This window comes from Streptomyces sp. ISL-96 (assembly GCF_018614035.1).
In the GTDB taxonomy this organism is placed as follows: Bacteria; Actinomycetota; Actinomycetes; order Streptomycetales; family Streptomycetaceae; genus Streptomyces.
Genome location: NZ_JAGGPA010000034.1, coordinates 117,172 through 134,978, shown reverse-complemented (window position 1 = coordinate 134,978; position 17,807 = coordinate 117,172). Strand labels below are relative to the sequence as shown.

Below are 17,807 nucleotides of genomic sequence, written 5' to 3'. Positions count from 1 at the left end.
TTTCATGTTCAGGACACAAGACCAGCAAAATCCATCTCGCATCGGACCGCAGATGCCGCCCCCTGTCACTCGTCCTGACCGCGGGACAGGCCGCCGACAGCCCACAATTCGTCCCCGTCCTCGCCGGTGTCCGAGTCCGCCAGCCCCAGGGCCGGCCCCGTTCCCGCCCCGGCGCGGTCGCCGCAGACAGGGCCTACTCCTCCCGCGCCAACCGCGCCTACCTGCGCAAACGCCAAATCAAAGCGGTGATCCCGGAGAAGAGGGACCAAGCCGCCAACCGCAAGAAGAAGGGCAGCCGGGGCGGCCGGCCCGTCACCCATGACTCCGAGCTCTACAAGGAACGGAACACCGTCGAACGCCTGATCAACAAACTCAAGGCCTGGCGAGGCATCGCAACTCGCTACGACAAGAAACCCGAAAGCTACCTCGCAGGCCTCCACCTCCGCGCCTCGATGATCTGGATCGACGACCTCCTGAAAACATCCCGCTGATCACGACATCACACAGGGCCTAACCGAAATCCGAAGTCGCAACTGAGCGAACCTGCCGACGGCACTCCGATTGCACCTCTATCGTGAGATGCCCTTCCCCCATGTCGGCATTGACACTTATGGAGTGCCGCGGTCTCCCATCTCCCGAGAGACCCACCTGCTGAGCTTGCACCCGCCCCTCGTGTCGACCGTCCTCCAACTTCCAGCCATGGTCGGTGAAATAGGCCGACACACCCTCCAGAGCAACGGTCAGCTGGTTGGCAGTGAGGTCCCCCACGCGCCAATGGTGCTGCGCTGTGCATGAGGACCGAAGTCCTCTGCTCCAGCACTCCGAGCATGCGGCGCCCGACATCCAGTCCTGGTCTTCGATGAACCGCCCCCGGACCACACAAGCTTCGAGCACACGGCTGGAATGCCAACGGAGGTCCTGCCTCATATCGTCCCCCAAGCTGTCACTAGGGGCGGAGGCGAGGGCTTCGCGGCGATGGAACTCGGCAACGTCCTCGTCAGTGGAGTAGTCGATGGTACGGAGGATCTCAGCGAAGAGTTCGGAGTAGAGGTCCCAGTCTTCTAGGCAAGTGGTGCTCAGTTCGAAGATGAGAAGTTCCGTGCTATGGGGGATGGGGACATACGCCTGGACGAGGTTGCGGGGAACAGCGTGAGCCTGTCCGTCGGGGGCTATTTCGGCGGATAGGAAGATGGAGTCGGCCCCGATGCGCGTGACAGCAGGCACCCTAGGGAGGAACACGATGCGGATGTCGTCGCCGGGGTAGGCGCGGCGGAGAGAGTCCTCGGTCTGGGAGCAGACTGCCACGTCGCTGTCACCGTCGTGTGTGATTTGGGATACGAGGATGGTGGCCATGCTGGTGCGGCCGTCGATGTCGAGGAACGCCATTCCCGCGTAGACGGCGTTCGCCTGCTCGATCAGTTGAACGGTGAGCTGGAAGAGGACGACTGCGAACTGGGCCTGCTCTTCAGGGCTTCGGCCTTCGAGGATCGTACGGGCTCGGTCGCAGACCTCATCGACCAGGTTGTCCTCGTCGGTCGCCTCCAGGGGAAGCTCCAGCAGAAACGGCGGCATCAGCCAGCCCATTCGGGCCTTCGAAGGGGATGATGGAGCGACTGGAATGCTCATGCGGGACGGGCACCTCGCGAGATTGTGCGGTGGGTCAGGTCAAGCTGGTGGGATGGGCTGGGTACGGGGGAGGATTTCAGGGAAGACCTCGCCATAGTCGGGGAAGCCGTGGACGGCAGCAGCCACCAGCGTCATCCAGGAGCCATCGGCAAAACCGAGCTGGAGACCACCGTCGTTGAGCTTGTCCCGGCTGTCACGGGTCCAGGTCAGCTGTTGAATGGGGATCGTCCAGTTGGCCTCGGCAGCACTTCCGAAGTTTGCGCTGCGGGTGGCGTTGAGGACGTGGAAGACCAGCAGCTTGGTCGGGGTGACGGCAAGATAACTGTCAAAGCGACTGCGGGACTTGGGTTGGGACGCGACGAGCAGCTGGCCAGCGATGCTGTCCCAGTCGCCGAACTGCCAGCAGGCCCTGATCCAACCGATTGTTCGTTTAGTCGACTTCTGCTGCAGTTTCGCGCGCTCTTCTGGAGTCGTAGGGCGCCGAGTGTCCTCGCCGGCGGGTGGCCCACCCAATCCCTCCAAGAGGCTGATCAGCAGGCGACGCAGCCCACTGCCAGGGCGTTCGTAGCCATGCAGGATCTCAATCCGACGCTTGTTGGAGATTAGGGAGTGGCCTGCGTCGCCAAAGGCAAAGAGGCCACGGACCTGCTCGCCGTTGCTGAAATGCGTGGCCCAGGACGACACTTTCTCGGCACGTGCGGCGCGTTTCTCTTTCATCATCATTCTCCGCTGTGGAACTTTCCCGCCGTCGCAGTCTTCTCCAGTCACGCAGCCAACGCGCCATGGAACGCGGTACCGCTGGGAGCCTTCGGGGCCTGGACAGTTGTCTCACCGTCATCACCCATTCTCTGGATGGCGCCGTAGGCGGAGCTGGCGCCCTTGATGATCCCCTGCGAAGCCGCGTTGAAGTTCTCCACGGCCTTTTCGCCCATCTCTGCGCCGAATTTTCCGAGGATCTTTTGAGTGGGGTTAGTGATGAGGTGCATTTGGGTGAGGGAGTCCCTGAGTTTCGTCGCGGTGCCTTCCGCGAATCGGCTCAGCGCACCCCCGGTGGCAGTAGCGTCCTTGCCGAGCTTGGCGAGCTTGGTGACGCCACCGACGAAGGGCAATACTCCGGCGGCATCTAGTGCAACCTTCCAACCAGGAGTGCCGTTACCACGGGCGTTACCCATCCAGTGCCCGGCCATCGCCCCGGCGGCGCATACCCCAGCGCCGACGGCGAGCACGCCCCCGGCGATGTTGCCGACCACGGGGATGAACTGGAGAGCCATGGCGGCGGCGGCCAGACCTGCTGAGATGGTCGACAGCAGGTCGGCGTTCTCAACCAGCCAGTCTTTGAAATCACGCCATGCCTCCTTGAGGCCGTCCGTGATGCGGCCCCACAACGACAGATCCGGGGGAGAGTTCTCCGATGCCTTAAGGATGGATCGCTCTGCCTCACCGGCACGGTCTTTCCACTGGGCGTGGATCCTCTCGGCCTCCCTGATCAAGCCGCCTAGCTTTTCATTTGCCGAAGAAGCATCATCACGCGCTTCATCAAGCGTGCGATTGATCTGCTTGACCTGATCCTCAGGGAAGATCCGCCCCTGATACTGGGCGACAAGCCCGTCGTACCGGGCTGCGCACCGCTCGGCGGTTCTACGGGCAGTGACAGCCTCCGCCTCGATGCGCTCGGCACTGGTCTGAAAGTCCTGGAGCTGGCCTTGCCAGCTATGGAGGGCCTTCGCGCAAGCCTGCATCGACTCAGTGCCCTGCTTAAGGTACTTGGGGAGTTCACCAAGCTTTTTGGCGAATCGGTCTGCGGCATCCCCCCTCCAGAAGCTGTCTGAGTCCCCGACGGTCTTCAGTAGATGCTCCAGCTCGTCGAGTTCTTTACCGACGGCATCCACGTCCTTGGCCAGAAGGCCAATGGCTTCCAAGTCACCCTTGGCGGGGTTGAACTGGACCCCAGGCCACGCACTGTCGTCCTCGATGAACATGCTTCGCCACGTCATATCTGATCCCCCTACTTCGCGCCGAAGCCTTCAGCGTTCGCCTTGTCGCCTGCCTTGTAAGCATCGATCGTCGCGCCAAGCCGGTCCTTGATATCCTGGGAAGCCTTCTCGATCTGCTTAATACCGTCGCCCCACTCACTTTGGAAAGTGTCGCAGGCTTGATCGAGCCCCTCAGTGCCAAGGGTTTTTGGCCCGACCTTCTTCAGCCGATCTCTCGCCTGCTGCATACGCTCAGGCGCATCTGTCAGCTTGCGAAGTGCTTTCTCGGCATCTTGAATGTCGATCTGGAAGCCAGAACTCATCGTTCGATTCCCCGTGGTCATGGCCTACGGCCAAGTGGTCTGAGGGCTATGTGTGACACTGACGTACCGTATTAACCGCTGGCAGCGTTCCACCTTGTGCGTTCCGCTCTGCGGCCCGGTCGCGTTGACGCGAATAAGGGCTCGGACAATACCTCGACTGACAGGACGTCGTTACTGCTCCTGGTACGGCGGCTGTTGCCCGTAGGGATTCCCGCTGGGATTGTGCGGAGACTGACCCGGAGCGGCGGTGTGGTAAGGCTGCTGGCCCGATGGATACGGCGGTTGGTTCGGATAATCCACGCCCCCTGGGGAAGCTCCGCCGCCGTCACTGCGGTTGCGGCGGCTACGGACTAGCGCGAAGACGATGCCGACTACGACAACTACCGCTGCGATGCTGGCGATGACAATGATGCTGCCGGAGGAGAAAATCTTCTTCGCCGGGGACCCGCTATCCTGCCCCTCCCCGGAACTCGGGGGAGGGGCAGGCAACGAGATCTTGCCGAGAGGGCCTTGCTTGGGGCCCTTCGGGATGTCCATCGTGAGCGCCGAGTACGGGCGGATCATTCCGTATCCGTACTCCTCATCGGGCACATTTCCTACCTTATGATCAAGGAGCGTTGCCGACTTGATCAGACGGTTTATTACCTGACCTGCCGTGAGGTCAGGAAACTTAGATCGGACTAGCGCCGCTGCAGCCGATACGTAAGCCGTAGATGCTGAGGTGCCCGTCCCGTTGGCGTATCCGTTCGCTTTAGTCGGATCCGCACCTACAACGTCGACGCCTGGGGCACTAAGAACTACCTCTTTACCGGCATTCGACCCGGACCAGAACTCTCCATCCTTATCAATGGCGCTAACTGCCACCACTCCAGGAAGTGCAGCCGGGTCGTCGACGCTCAAGCCATCGTTTCCAGCGCCCGCAACAACGATTACATCGTGCGCCTGCGCGTATGCGAGAGCTTCTTTTCCTTCATGCCCAGTAAAACCAAAGGTATTACTCAAAGACATGTTCACTACCGTTGCACCGTGATCAACCGCATACTTGACTGCGGCTGCCCAACGCTCTTCGGGAAAATCGTCGTCTCGTGTCGCGCCATAACGCAACGGCAGGATCTTAGCCTTGGGTGCCAGGCCCATCACCCCAGAGGCGTCGCCTTCGCCATGGCCGTGTCCGGCGATGATGCTTGCCATAGAGGTGCCGTGGCCGTATACGTCTTCCTGCGCATTTCCATTACCGGTGAAGTCTTTTCCCTCCAGCACTTGTCCGGTGAGGTCGGGGTGACTGCCATCCACTCCGGTGTCGACAACCGCAACTGTGACACCTTGACCTTGAGATTGAGCCCAGACCTCTTTCGCGCTGAATTGATCGAGCATCCACTGTCGATCCCGGATGTAATCAGCTGAAGCCACCGGGGCTGAAGTGAGGAGCAAAGCTCCCGTCAACGCCACGACTCCCGCCATGGACAAGACTCGCTTGGCACCCAATTCCTTGCTCCTCACTCAACTACGACTGCTTACGCCAGCCTTCATACACTCGAGCCCGCGCGGACGTTCCGCGCGGCTCGCTCGTGTGTGCCTACTCGATGTTGCGCGGCACGTTCCGGTTGCGGTCCTCTTCCGAGATCCAGGTCTCTTCATCCTCGACCAGGTAGTCGGGACGGTCGCCCCGCTCATTCTCGTCTCCGGAGCGACGGCCGTTGCGGCCGCCCATGCCTCCAGCCATGCCACCCGCCATGCCGCCACGGCTACCGTGCAGGCCCGCACCGCCGCCGGTGCCCTTTCCAGTGAGTCCGTTGGGCGCGCCAACTACGCCGCCGCGAGCCTTCGCGAGGGCGCCTCGACCACTGGCACCGGCGCCACCTCGGCCCGCGGCGCCTGCACCGGCGCCACCGCCCATGCCGCCCATGCCGGCTCGGGCTCCGGTACCGCGGCCGGCTGCTGAGCCGCCCGGACCGCCAGCCAGACCCGAACGGCCGCTGGGCGCGCCGATGCCGCTGCGTGCGGCACGGCTGAGACCGGGGCCACCTCCCACGGGAGCGATGCCGCCACCCGGCACGCCACCGGGGCCGCCACCGGGGCCGCCAGGTCCGGCGCCGGCGGGGGTTGAGCCGAGGCCCGGGCCCGTCAGGCCGGGCTTAATGCTGTCCACGTTTGTCTTGGCCACCGGGAGTTGTGAACCTCCCGTTATACCTTGGGCGCGGGGCACCTGAGGGGCAGCACCGATCTTGCTGGTCCCGCCAGCGCTCCACGGCTTGGGAGTACCGCGAGAAGCGCTCGGTCCGGCCGCGGAGCCACCAGGCCCTCCAACCGGAGGCGGGTACTCCACGTCACGGTCTGGGTCTTTGATTCTGCCGTCTTCCCAAACCGGGGGGTTCTTCTCCAGGTTCGTCGACATACGCTTGTACTGAACCGCCAAGTCCTCCATATGAGCAACCGCCTTGAGTTGCTCTTCTTTGGTCCTGGACAGGCTGTCCTTATTAGCTTCCGCTGCCGTGTCGGCCCTGACGCCTCTTGCGATGTCTTTGTCGAGTTGCGTGTTATCTCTGTCTTCCGTGAGCCAGTCCGTGCCCCTATCCCAGACCCCAGGCTCCTTAATGCTGTCCAGCAGTGGCTTATAGTGCCTCAGTTGCGTTCCGGCATCTTGGAGTTGGTCACTGTTGAGCCCAGCAAACCAAGCACAGTTTCGGACACTGTCGGATACATCGCGGCTCTTCTTAGCAAAAGAAGAAGCCGCCTCCCCCTCCCAGTGCTCAAGGACGTTGTTTACCGCAGTATCAAGCAGGTCTGCGATACCGTCCTTTCCGCCTGCGAGGATCTTCTGGACCTGCCTCCAGTGGAAGGCGGCAGTCTCCAGTTTAGTTGGGTCCGCGTCTTTGATCATCCGCTTGAGCCCATTGATGGAGTAGTCCATAAAGGGCGTATCGACGTCGGGGCGAGCCCTCCCTCCCTTCAGCTCGCTCTCTACAGCCTTATCGTGGTCGCTCTTCTCCCTCTTCTCTTCCTTTTCGTTGTTATCCCTGATGGCCATTTGTACGTCGTCTGCACCCATGCCCAACCCCCTTCTGTTCTGTACCTGCGGCTTGAATCCAATTAACGGTACTTAGGCTCTCCGGACCCGTCCGAGCCGCCCCCCATACCCTGCTTATTGGCGTACTCCTGTTCGGCGTACTTACCCCGAACCTTCGAGGTACTCGTACCGAACTCGTCGATCAGCCCACGCAACCCCTTGATGGCCATCTCAAGATCCGTCTTCATCTTCTCGTGAGCCTGGAATAGCCCTCCGCCCTCCAGAAAACTGGGATGCCCAAAAGCGCTTGCCGGAACGAATGTGTCGTACTTGGCCTTACCGTCAGCCTTGTCCATGTCATCGAGCAGGCGGCGAAGCTTGCTGACAACCTCATCCAACGCGCTCAGATCGACCCGCATACCGTTGCTCATATCCCCGTGTCCTCTCCCCTGCTTCTCAAGTTCTCAGTGCCAACTCGCGCTCGAGTGATCCAAATACTCTGAACTAGCCTGATTGCCCAGCGCGCTTGCTGCGCCAGTCCCGTATCGCTACGCCGCTGCCGCTTGCCAGGAGTACCAGTAGCAAGCCCGTGCCCACCGCGTACATGGCCACCCTGCGCTCCTGCTCCGCCTCCGTTTCGCCCATCGTTACTTCCATGGGGATTACCTCAGTGGAGCCTGGGGCCAGCGGTGGGTCCTCTTTTGGCTCGGTGCCTGGGATGGAGTCGTCCGAGAGGGCGGCTACTGGGTCTACTACTCCCCAGCCCAGGTAGCGGTTCGGGCCGCGGCCGGGGCGGTTGGCGGATTCCTGGATGCGGGTGGTGATCTGGGCCGCCGACCAGTCCGGGTGCTTTTCCTTCAGCAGCGCCGCTACGCCCGCCACGTACGGCGCGGCGAAGCTCGTGCCGTCCGCCGCGCACTGGCCGCCCTTCGGAACGGTCGAGACCATGCCGACGCCGGGGGCCGCCACGTCCACGAAGTCGCCCGCCTGTGAGAAGAAGGCTCGCTCGTCGTTACGGTCCGAGGCCGCCACCGCCAGGACCCCTGGGTACGACGCCGGGTACGTGTTCGCGGACCCGCCGTTGGCGCCGTCGTTGCCGGATGCCGCGACGATCAGGGCGCCCTTCTCCACGGCCGACGCCACGGCGTTTCGCAGCTCCGGGTTGTCCTGCTTCTTCGCCGTGTCCGAGGAGATGTTGATGATGTCCGCGCCCTTGGCGACCGCGTCACGGATCGCCGCTGACATGGTCCTCGAGTTGCCCTGCTTCTCCTCCCCGCCCGTGTAGCGCAGAGAAAGGATCTTGGCTTCCGGGGCTATGCCCGCGAAGCCGGTGTCCGGGATCACGCGGGCCGCGATGATGCCCGCGACCCGGGTGCCGTGGCCCTCGAGGTCATCCGTGCCGTCGCCCTTGCCGACGTAGTTCTTGCCGCCCGCGGCCATCGCGCCGCGCAGTTGGGGATTCGAGTCGTCTACGCCGGTGTCGATCACGGCGACCGTGACGTTCTTGCCCTTCGCCTGCGCGCGCAGTTGGTCCAGGAGTACGCGCTGGAGCGACCACGGCGTGGACTTTATGATTTCGCCGCCGAACGTGCACTCGGAGCTCGAGGACAGTCCGAAGGACGGAGTGTCGGAGCCGGCGAGGCGCGTCGGAGTGGCGGCGGCCGTCGGCGGGGCGGTCGTGAGACACACCCCGGTGACCGCGAGCACGCCAAATGCCCGCTGCAGTGCGCGGGTTCCACTCGTGCGCGTGCGCGGACGGGGTGTCAGGACCCCCATGTTCAGGCTCCCCAGGCTTCTTTGCTTCGATGATGAAGCTCTAGCTGCTCTAGCTGTTGTGCGGAAGTGGGTCGGCCCAGCGGACGCCATGGCGTCGGCCGGGCCGGCCCATCTCGTCTTCACCTCGGGTTGGTTCAGCCCCAGGTGTTGGCGTTGCTCTTCTCAGTGGCCTGGTAGTTCTCGGCCGAGTTCTGCAGCGCCGCGGCGATCTTCATCAGAGTCGCGTGCAGTGCGGCCGCGGTCTTGTCCCAGTCGCGCTGCTTGCGCTGGTAACCCTCCTGCGCCTCACCTTCCCAGGTGGTGGCGACGCGCCGGACAGCGGCCTCGACGTCATCGAGCTGCTGCTTGATGCGGCCGGCGGTGTTCTTCACGTCCGTGGACGCGTTGGTGATGGTGGCGTAATTGACGAGGATCGACATCGTCGCTTCCTTTCAGGAAGAGGAATGTGGGAAGTGTGAGAGCGGATCAGCCGAAGTCGGACATGATCTTGCTGACTTCAGCGTTCTGCTGCTCTTCCGACGCGGTGTAGTTGCTCCGCGTGGAGTCCACGGCTTCCTTGATGTCGTTGAGGATGTCGCTCATCTTCTTGGCGTCCTCGTTCCACCGGTTCTGGAGCTCGTGGTACGACTTGGCCGCCTGGCCCTGCCAGCCACCCGCGACCTGGTCGATCACTCCACTGAGACGGCGGATCTCGCCCTGGATCTGACCATTCACCGTGGTGATCTGGCCCGAGAGCCTGGTCAGCTCATCTTCTGTTACCCGAAACTGCCCGGCCATGGTGAACCTTCCCCCATGTCATTGTTGGTCCGGGAAGCCTGTGCCACTCCCCGGATAAGCGTCATATCAGTGAGCGCTGCAAGCACTCTATCGCCCGTCCGTCACACATCCGCATGTGGCGGTTATCAGTTACAGAGTTCACACACATGCGCGACGACCATGTGATCGAAAACACCAAGTCCGGCCGCAACCAGGCCCGTTGACGTCACTGGCCCTGCGGCTGCGCCGCGCTGCCGGTGTCGAGCGTGGGCCCCTTCGGGATGAACTCCGCCCACGACTGGGGCACGACCGCAGGGTTGACGACCTTCTCGTATCCCAGTCGCGTGCGCGCCTTGTCGGTCTCGCTCGGCTCGCCTTCCGAGCTGTCCGAGGAGGAGCCCGCGCCGTTCTTGTCCGCCGCGCTGTCGTTGTTCGACGGCAGCGAGTAGCGCAGGCCCGTGTCCGTCAGCAGGTACGTCGCGCCACCGCCCTGCGCCGAGCCGGTGACCTCCTTGAAGAGCAGCCCCGAGCCCGAAGAGACGTAGGCGTTCAGCGAGTCGGCGATGACCTTCTTGGGGTACGTCGTCCCTGCCCAGGCGGCGAGCTTCGGCTTCATGTCCGCCCCCAAGGTGCCGCTGTAGACGCTGCACGAGGTGTTCCGGGCCGCACTGGCCGCCGTCGCCACCGGGTTGGCCTGCTTCGGGACCGTCAGCGGCCAACCCTTGTCCCCGTAGAAGTCACTCGCCTTGCCACCGTTGGCGGTGATGATGTCCGAGGTGCTGGCCTTGATGTAGGCGGGATCGGCGTCTCCGTACGCCACTTCGGCGGACGGCGAGTGCGTGAGCAGATTGGCGACGAACGGCGAGACGGCTGCGACCTGGTCCTTCAGTACGACGTAGTACCGATCCCCCTGGGCTTCCTGCGCCTTGAGCACCCGGCCCACCGTCCCCGCCGCGTCGGGAAGCCCTCGGACCGTCGTCTGTGTCCCGAGGTCCGGCACGGTCGGGAACGCGATGGCGCCGCGCAGTGTGAGGGTCCGCAGCCACTCCGTGCTCACCGGCTGCGGCTCGTTCGGCGTGCCGATGACCGCGGCCTTCAGCTGCTCCATCTCGGTGTCGTCAAGACCCGATGTGCCGCCCAGCAGGAAGGCGTTGCCCTTGCCGTCGATCAGGTATTGCAGCTTCGTCTTGCTGTCGACGACGTACAGCGCCTCGTGCGCGTCGACCTTGCCCGCGTCCTTGACCGACTTCGCGTCGTCGCTGTCGAGGACGAAGACGGCGCGGTCGATGGAGGCGTTCGTACCGCGGGTCGGCCGCTCGCAGACCGCCCAGGTCTTCGCCTCCTCGGCGTCCTCCTTGGTGGGCAGCCGGTCGGGGGCGTACGGGATGCCGAGCGTCGCGCCGTGCGGGATGCCGCTCTTGTCGATGTCCTTGCCGGGGACCTCGATGACGGTGCCCTTGCCCTTGTCCAGCAGGAGCTTGGCGGAGGCGTAGTTGAGGACGGGATGCAGCGTCCGGACCTTCTTGCCGCCCTTGGTCTCGTCGTTGATCACCACGTAGCGCGTCGTGGAATCGCTGTCGACGATGATGTGCTCGCCGGCTGTGTCCCACCCCTTGGGCGCCGACGGCTTGATCACACCCCAGGCGATGAAGCCGATCACCAGGACAACACCCACCGCCAAGCTGGGCATTACCGTCCGAATGGGACGCGGTGCGCCTTCGTCCGAACCTCCCGGCGAAGGTGCCAGGAACGCTGCGACAGTGCGCTTGCGAGCGAACGTATAGGCGGCGAGCTCATCCCGACGCGTTGCCATGGTCCTGGCTCTCCCGTTTTGGTCGTGCGTAAAGGCTGCTTCAGCGGCCGAACAGGCCACCTACTATGCACTGCGCCGCACGACCGTGATCCACCAGGTATGCGGTCCCCGCCGCATCTTCACAGGCCTGTGCCATTTCGTACTCCGGCACGTGTGTCGCCCCGTGTTCATCAACGGGTACCGTGACCACTCGCACAACTGACGTGGGCAATTGTGGCCCCAGGCCCCGTCGCTGGGATCCGGCAGAGGGTTCCGCACCGACGACGGCCACCACTTCGCGAAAGGGATGTCCCGGGGGATGACCAGCGCTACGAGCACTCGGCGCGGACGCCGCGCACAGCAGCAACCGGGCCGTGGCCGCAGAGCCGCGCCGCCCCCGGCTCCCGCCGCCGCCACCTCCGCCTCCGCGGCGCCGCGCACGCTGCCCCACCCCGGCGGCATGGGTCCGTTGCGCCTCCAGCAGCTGATCCTGGTCGAGCTGGCGGCGGCCGTCATGCTGGCCGCCTGGGTCACCGCCGAGCGGTGGCTGCTCGCCCCGGCCGGCGCCGTCGCCGCGCTGCTGCTGCTCCTGGCGGTCCTGCGCCGCCACCACCGGCCGCTGCCCGAGTGGTACGAGACGGCCCGCTCCCTCAAGCGCCGCCAGCGCGAGGCCAAGCTGCCCGTCCCGCCGGGTACGGATCCGATGCTGGCCCCGACCGTGGAGTGCGACCCCGCCCTGCGGACGTACACCTTCGTGTCCCGTGACGACCGCTCGATCGGCATGATCGGCGACGGGTCCTTCCTGACCGCCGTGCTGTTCGTGCAGCCGGGCGACGAGCCGCTGCGCCCCGGATTCGCCGGGCGCCAACTGCCGCTCCAGCTGGTCCAGGACGCCCTTGAGGTCGACGGCATCAAGCTCGCCTCCGCCCAGGTCGTACAGCACACCCAGCCGGCGCCCGCACCCCATCTGCCGCAGCAGTCCGTCGCAGCACGGTCGTACGGGCCCCTCCAGGCCCAGGCCGGTTCTCCCGCGCTCCGCCTCACCTGGGTCGCCCTCAAGCTCGACCCGGAACTGTGCCCCGAGGCGGTGGAAGCGCGCGGCGACGGCGTCCCCGGCACCCAGCGCGCGCTGCTGCGCGTGGCGGACCAGTTGGCGAGCCGGCTGGCCGGAGCGGGCTTCGAGGCGACGATCCTCGACGAGAACGAGCTCGTACAGGCGCTCGCGACGTCGAGCTGCCTCAACCCGCGGGCCAACAACGCGCAGCGCGGTCAGGACGGCCGCCCGGCTCAACGGCGTACGGTCGAATCGGTGCGCAGCTGGCGCGTCGACGACCGGTGGCACTCGACCTACTGGATCTCCCGCTGGCCGCAGCTGGGGGACGGCGGCGTCGCACTGCCGCGTCTCATCACGCAGTTCACCTCGCTTCCCGTCCTCGCGACGACGTTCAGCATGACCCTGAGCAAGGCCGGCAACCGGGGCGTCTCCGTCACCGGACATGTGCGCATCACCGGGCGCGGCGAGAACGAACTCGGCCAGGTACGGCGGGACTTGGAGCGTGCCGCGAGCGCGTCCAAGGTCGGCCTGGTGCGTCTCGACCGGGAACAGGTCCCCGGAGCACTCGCCACCCTGCCGCTCGGAGGTACCTACTGATGTCCTACCCCACACCGACCATGAACCCGGGTCAGCGCGGCCAGGAACCCGCCCGCACACCCGCGCACGTGGCCTCGCCCACCGACACCGGCCTGATCCCGATCATCCGGCCGGAGACGCCTGCGCAGCAACGGCGCATCTTCAGCCCGGGGTTCGGGCTGCGCGGACCGCGCCGTACCCGTCATGTCGTCACCGCCGAGGAAATCGCGGCGATCAGCATGCCCATCGGCGACGACGGCGTCATCATCGGCACCGACACCGCCTCCCAGCCGGCGGTGCTCGGCCTGGCCCGTCCCACCGCCTTCGACGTCGTCGTCGTGGGCGGCCTGTGGATGGCACAGGTGCTGGCGCTGCGCTCGGCCGCGACGGGTGCGCGCGTGGCGGTCGAGACCGGCCGCCCGCAGGCCTGGCAGCAGCTGGCCCAGGCGGCGGGCGGCGGTCAGCAGTGCATGACGATCTATCCGGTGGGGCGGGTTCCGGCGCAGGGTCCTTCGGTCTCCAGCCCGGTGGTGCTGATCCGCGACTGCGGCGTACGTCCGCCGCGTGGGCGCGTGACGTCGCTGCCGTGGCAGGCCGTGGTGACCGTGCTGCCGTTCGTGGGCGAGCACGCGCCGCGCTGGCTGGCGCAGGCGCAGTTGGTCGGGATCCAGCGCATTTCGCCGCAGGAGACCGAGGTCGTACGGGAGATCCTCGGCATCCCGGCGGAGCACGTGGACATGCTGCCGACGCTCTCCGACAACGTCGCGCTGTGGTGCACACGCAAGCACCGCAAGTACGTCATGACCGAGGCCACGGACGCGGAGACGGGCCTGCTCGGTATGGCCCGCCGCCTGGACTAGCGTCCCGCGCCGGGCGTCGCGGGTGGGGGCGGGCCGGGCCGGGCTCCGGGGGAACAGTGGGGCCGGTCCGCACGCAAGGGCGCTTTTCCGTACCGTGGGGCGAAAGATTAGTCTTCTGGTGATGCGGTGAACGTCGCAGCCGCGTAGGAACGCGCCACCCCATCCGCCCGACCGCGACGACGCCAGCAGCAGTGGCTGACCAGGAGGCAAAGCAGTGAACAGGGATCGGTCCGAGTACGACGGCGGCGGCCAGTCCTCGGACGGGGACGACCGCGAGCTGGATCTCACCGGCGAGTTCGAAATCGTCTACGAGCCTCCTGCCTGGTACGACCAGAGCACGCGGGGTGGAGCCGCGCAGAGCGGAGCCGCGCAGGGCGGAGCCGCGCAGGGCGGACAGGGTGGACAGGGCGACTCCGGGCACGTGTCCCCGCCGCCGCCAACCGGGCCGCCGCTGGGTCAGGCGCCTCAGGTCCCCGCACAGGCGCAGCCGTACGCTCAGGGCGCTCCGCAGGGTTACGGGTTTCCGCAGCAGCAGGGGCCCGGCGCGCCTCAGCAGGCCGCGCCTCAGGGGGCCGGCGGGTACGGGTACCCGCAGCAGGGCGCGCCGGGCGGTTACGGGTACCCCCAGCAGCCGCAGGACACGTCCGGCGGTTACGGGTATCCGCAGCAGCAGACGCCGGCCCAACAACCCCCGGCTCCGGCCGCGGCGCCCCAGGCTCCGGCGCCCGGTTTCCCCGTGCTGCGTCCGGTCGACGACGGCGCGCAGGCCGACGCGCCCCAGGCTGCCGCACCGGAGGCGAACGTCCCCGAGCAGCGGGCCCCCGCGCAGGCGGTCCCCGAGCCCAACTACGCCGCCGCCGACGCCGAAGCGGCAGCGCTGTTCGGCAGCTCCGATGACGACGAGTCGGCGGAGGAGCACACCGACGAGGCGGCGACGGGTGACTCCGAGGCCGCGTCCGGCGCCGAAGGCGACGCCGGCGCTGACTCCGGCTCGGCGACGGATGCCCGGGCCGAGGCAGACGCGGAGGCGGATGCGGACGCTGAGGCCAATGGCGACGGCAACGGCGCAGCCGGTGCTGGTGCCGCGTCCGCGGCAGTAGCGCCCAGCGCACCCGAACCCCAGTCGGCCGCGCAGGCTCAGCCGCCGCAGAGTAACCCCGCGCAGCAGCCTTCCCAGGAGCTTCCCCCGCTGCCGCAGGGTTACCAGCCCGCGCAGCCGCCCGTACAGCAGCCCGTGCAGGGCGCACCGCAGCAGGCCGGACAGCCGGATCCGCAGGCGGCGGCCGCACAGGCCGCCGGATACGGTTACCCGCAGCCCTTCGCCCAGCCGCAGCCGCAGCAGTACCAGGCCCCTCCGCAGGGCGCGTTCGGCGCGGCCCAGCCGCTGCCGCCGGCGCAGCAGCAGCCTGCTCCGCAGCAGCACCCCGGCTACCCCGCGCCCGGCTATCCCCAGCAGCCTCAACAGCCCCAGCAGCAGGCACCTCAGGCCGGACAGCCGCAGCCCGTGCAGCAGCCGCAGCAGCCCGTACACCCGCAGGCCGCGCAGCCGCAGCCCGGCTACAACTACCCGCCGCAGCAGGCCGGTTACGGCTACCCCCAGACCGCACAGCCGCAACCTCAGCCGCAGCAGCAGGCACAGCCGCAGCAGCAGCCCCAACAGCCCCAGTACCAGCAGCACCCGCAGCAGCAGGCGCCACAACAGGCGCCCCAGCAGCAGCAACCCACCGCCCCGCCCGCCTACGGCAACCAGGGCTGGACCGCCCCGGCAGGACCGCAGGCCGGTGCTCCTCAGCAGCAGGCCGCGCCCGGCACCCCGCTCGGTTACAACGCCGCCGTCGAGCTTTCCTCCGACCGGCTGCTGCGCAACCAGCCCAAGGCCCGTAAGAACAACTCGGGTCCGTCCCGCTTCAAGCTCGGCGCCAAGAAGGAAGAGGAGGAGCGGCAGCGCAAGCTGGCGCTGATCCGTACGCCGGTGATGTCGTGCTACCGGATCGCGGTGATCAGCCTCAAGGGCGGCGTCGGCAAGACCACGACGACCATGTCGCTCGGCGCCACGCTCGCGTCCGAGCGCCAGGACAAGATCCTCGCGATCGACGCCAACCCGGACGCCGGCACCCTCGGCCGACGCGTGCGGCGCGAGACCGGCGCCACCATCCGTGACCTCGTGCAGGCGATCCCGCAGCTGAACAGCTACATGGACATCCGCCGCTTCACCTCGCAGGCGCCGTCCGGGCTCGAAATCATCGCCAACGACGTGGACCCGGCGGTCTCCACCACCTTCAACGACCAGGACTACCGCAGCGCGCTGGAAGTCCTGGGCAGGCAGTACCCGATCATCCTCACCGACTCGGGCACCGGACTGCTCTACAGCGCGATGCGCGGAGTCCTCGACCTCGCCGACCAGCTGATCATCATCTCGACCCCGTCCGTGGACGGTGCGAGCAGCGCCTCGACGACCCTCGACTGGCTCTCCGCGAACGGCTTCGCCGACCTCGTCCAGCGGTCGCTCACCGTGATCTCCGGGGTCCGCGAGACCGGCAAGATGATCAAGGTCGACGACATCGTCGCGCACTTCGAGACCCGCTGCCGCGGCGTCGTGGTCGTACCCTTCGACGAACACCTCGCGGCCGGCGCCGAGGTCGATCTGAACATGATGCGTCCCAAGACCCGCGAGGCGTACTTCCACATCGCGGCCCTCGTCGCCGAGGACATCGCCCGCACCCAGCAGGGCCAGGGCTTCGCCCCGCAGCAGCAGGCCCCCCAGCAGGTGCCGCACCAGCAGCCCCCGCAGGGGTACGCCCCGCAGCAGCACCCCGGTGCCGCGCCCCCGCCGGGGCAGGGCTGGCAGCAGCCGGCCCCGCAGCAGCAGCCTCCGCAGGGCCAGGGCTGGCAGCAGCAGCCGCCGCCGGCCCAGCCGCAGAACCTGCAACAGCCCGGCCCCGGCTGGACGCAGTAGGAGCACCTGAGCCTCGTCGTCATCCCCCGTGTGGGTGAGTTTCTCCAAGGTGCTTATACGCACGGCATATTGGGTCGGCCTAAGATGCCCGGAGCGTCGTCGTCCGGCCGTTACCAAGAGGGAGATTGACTGATGGGGAGCGCACAGGAGAAGGAAGAGCTGTACGCCCTCGACATCTCTGGCGTCGAGTGGCACAGCGCCCCCGGCACGAGTGAGAACGAGGAGCGGGTCGAGATCGCGTACCTGCCCGAGGGGGCCGTCGCGATGAGGTCGTCCATGGATCCGGAGACCGTGCTGCGGTACACGGAAGCCGAGTGGCGGGCGTTCGTACTCGGGGCTCGCGACGGTGAGTTCGACCTGACCTGAGTGCCGTGCGGTGACCTGCCGTGACAGCGCTTCGCCCCGCCGGATGAAATCCGGCGGGGCGAAGTCGTTGCGAGCGCGGTGTCAGCGGCGACTTCTGCCGATGAGGAAAGCCAGACCCCAGGCGGCGGCCGCGGCGGCCACAAGGCCGAGCAGGGCGTGCCATTCGCCGTCGGTCCCGCTGCCCCACCACGCCTCGGCGGGGTAGAAGGGCGAGTCCTGCATCATGCTCTTGAAGGCATAGAAGCCGGTGTCGGCGGTGATGAGCACGACGCCGTTGGTGTCGCCGAAGAAGGTGCCGAGCATGGCCACGATGACGCCGCCGATGCGGGCTCCGACGCTGCTGCGGCCCACCAGGCCGACCACGGCACCGACGGCCGCTCCATTCAGCAGGGCGTGGACCACGTACAGGGTCAAGCCCGTGTTTTTCGTCAAGTCTTCGTACGTGGCGTACAGGACGAAGCTGTAGAGCGCCGCGATGACCATCGAGACCAGAAGCCCGAGGAAGAACGCGCCGACCGGGTTGCCGGATCTCGGCCGCGGTCCGTACGGCGCCTGATAGGGGTACCCGGACTGCATCGGGAACTGCCCAGGGGCCGGCGGTGCGCCGAAGCCCTGTGGGGGCGCCGGTGGCTGTGGGGGTACGGGCGGCTGGTTGCCCGGGTTGTACTGCGGCTGCCAGGGCTGGCTCATGAAGGGGTCCCCCGAGAAACAGATGGTGAAGTCGCTCAAATTACCAAACCGG

Annotated in this window: 17 protein-coding genes; 5 read left to right on the top strand and 12 right to left on the bottom strand. The window is 66.5% G+C overall.

Annotation, left to right across the window (positions count from 1 at the left end; genetic code table 11):
* Positions 1 to 491: IS5 family transposase (locus tag J7E96_RS22100; protein ID WP_215133397.1), on the top strand; the 491-nt coding region annotated here is incomplete at its 5' end.
* A gap of 19 nt (positions 492 to 510) precedes the next feature.
* Here the strand turns inward: J7E96_RS22100 and J7E96_RS22095 are convergent.
* From J7E96_RS22095 to eccB, 11 genes are all read right to left on the bottom strand, one after another.
* On the bottom strand, positions 511 to 1,626 hold the full coding sequence (locus tag J7E96_RS22095) for a hypothetical protein (RefSeq protein ID WP_214968435.1): 1,116 nt from the start codon (positions 1,624 to 1,626) through the stop codon (positions 511 to 513).
* 39 nt (positions 1,627 to 1,665) lie between these two features.
* On the bottom strand, positions 1,666 to 2,349 hold the full coding sequence (locus tag J7E96_RS22090; protein ID WP_214968437.1) for a hypothetical protein: 684 nt from the start codon (positions 2,347 to 2,349) through the stop codon (positions 1,666 to 1,668).
* Positions 2,350 to 2,390: 41 nt separating this feature from the next.
* Complete coding sequence (locus tag J7E96_RS22085) at positions 2,391 to 3,605, bottom strand: putative T7SS-secreted protein (RefSeq protein ID WP_251070247.1); 1,215 nt, start codon at positions 3,603 to 3,605, stop codon at positions 2,391 to 2,393.
* A 26-nt stretch (positions 3,606 to 3,631) separates the two neighbouring features.
* A complete protein-coding gene (locus J7E96_RS22080; RefSeq protein ID WP_215133395.1) occupies positions 3,632 to 3,922 on the bottom strand; it encodes a hypothetical protein in 291 nt (96 codons plus the stop codon).
* A 171-nt stretch (positions 3,923 to 4,093) separates the two neighbouring features.
* Positions 4,094 to 5,407: a type VII secretion-associated serine protease mycosin gene (gene mycP, locus J7E96_RS22075; protein ID WP_251070246.1), complete on the bottom strand. Its 1,314-nt coding sequence runs from the start codon at positions 5,405 to 5,407 to the stop codon at positions 4,094 to 4,096.
* A 91-nt stretch (positions 5,408 to 5,498) separates the two neighbouring features.
* A complete protein-coding gene (locus tag J7E96_RS22070; protein WP_215133394.1) occupies positions 5,499 to 6,971 on the bottom strand; it encodes a hypothetical protein in 1,473 nt (490 codons plus the stop codon).
* Between the two features lie 41 nt (positions 6,972 to 7,012).
* Positions 7,013 to 7,360, bottom strand: a complete 348-nt coding sequence (locus tag J7E96_RS22065; RefSeq protein WP_215133393.1) for a hypothetical protein — start codon at positions 7,358 to 7,360, stop codon at positions 7,013 to 7,015.
* Between the two features lie 73 nt (positions 7,361 to 7,433).
* Positions 7,434 to 8,705: a type VII secretion-associated serine protease mycosin gene (gene mycP, locus J7E96_RS22060; RefSeq protein ID WP_215133392.1), complete on the bottom strand. Its 1,272-nt coding sequence runs from the start codon at positions 8,703 to 8,705 to the stop codon at positions 7,434 to 7,436.
* A gap of 134 nt (positions 8,706 to 8,839) precedes the next feature.
* A complete protein-coding gene (locus J7E96_RS22055) occupies positions 8,840 to 9,124 on the bottom strand; it encodes a WXG100 family type VII secretion target (protein WP_214968483.1) in 285 nt (94 codons plus the stop codon).
* A 46-nt stretch (positions 9,125 to 9,170) separates the two neighbouring features.
* Positions 9,171 to 9,482 (bottom strand): WXG100 family type VII secretion target, encoded by a 312-nt coding sequence (locus J7E96_RS22050; protein WP_214968486.1) that lies wholly within the window; start codon positions 9,480 to 9,482, stop codon positions 9,171 to 9,173.
* A 205-nt stretch (positions 9,483 to 9,687) separates the two neighbouring features.
* Entirely contained in the window at positions 9,688 to 11,274 is a 1,587-nt protein-coding gene (gene eccB / locus J7E96_RS22045) for a type VII secretion protein EccB (protein WP_215133391.1), read from the bottom strand.
* 298 nt (positions 11,275 to 11,572) lie between these two features.
* On the opposite strand from eccB, the gene eccE reads away from it, so the two are divergent.
* From eccE to J7E96_RS22025, 4 genes are all read left to right on the top strand, one after another.
* Positions 11,573 to 12,904: a type VII secretion protein EccE gene (eccE, locus tag J7E96_RS22040; protein WP_215133390.1), complete on the top strand. Its 1,332-nt coding sequence runs from the start codon at positions 11,573 to 11,575 to the stop codon at positions 12,902 to 12,904.
* Entirely contained in the window at positions 12,904 to 13,743 is an 840-nt protein-coding gene (locus tag J7E96_RS22035) for a hypothetical protein (protein WP_215133389.1), read from the top strand. Before eccE ends, J7E96_RS22035 begins: the two co-directional genes overlap by 1 nt.
* 214 nt (positions 13,744 to 13,957) lie before the next feature.
* The gene (locus J7E96_RS38510) at positions 13,958 to 16,699 is read left to right on the top strand and encodes an SCO5717 family growth-regulating ATPase (protein WP_215133388.1); all 2,742 of its coding nucleotides are present in this window, start codon (positions 13,958 to 13,960) and stop codon (positions 16,697 to 16,699) included.
* Positions 16,700 to 16,831: 132 nt separating this feature from the next.
* Entirely contained in the window at positions 16,832 to 17,065 is a 234-nt protein-coding gene (locus J7E96_RS22025; RefSeq protein WP_028814808.1) for a DUF397 domain-containing protein, read from the top strand.
* An 81-nt stretch (positions 17,066 to 17,146) separates the two neighbouring features.
* On the opposite strand, the gene J7E96_RS22020 is transcribed toward J7E96_RS22025, so the two are convergent.
* The gene (locus tag J7E96_RS22020) at positions 17,147 to 17,755 is read right to left on the bottom strand and encodes a hypothetical protein (RefSeq protein WP_215133387.1); all 609 of its coding nucleotides are present in this window, start codon (positions 17,753 to 17,755) and stop codon (positions 17,147 to 17,149) included.
* Between the last annotated feature and the right edge of the window lie 52 nt (positions 17,756 to 17,807).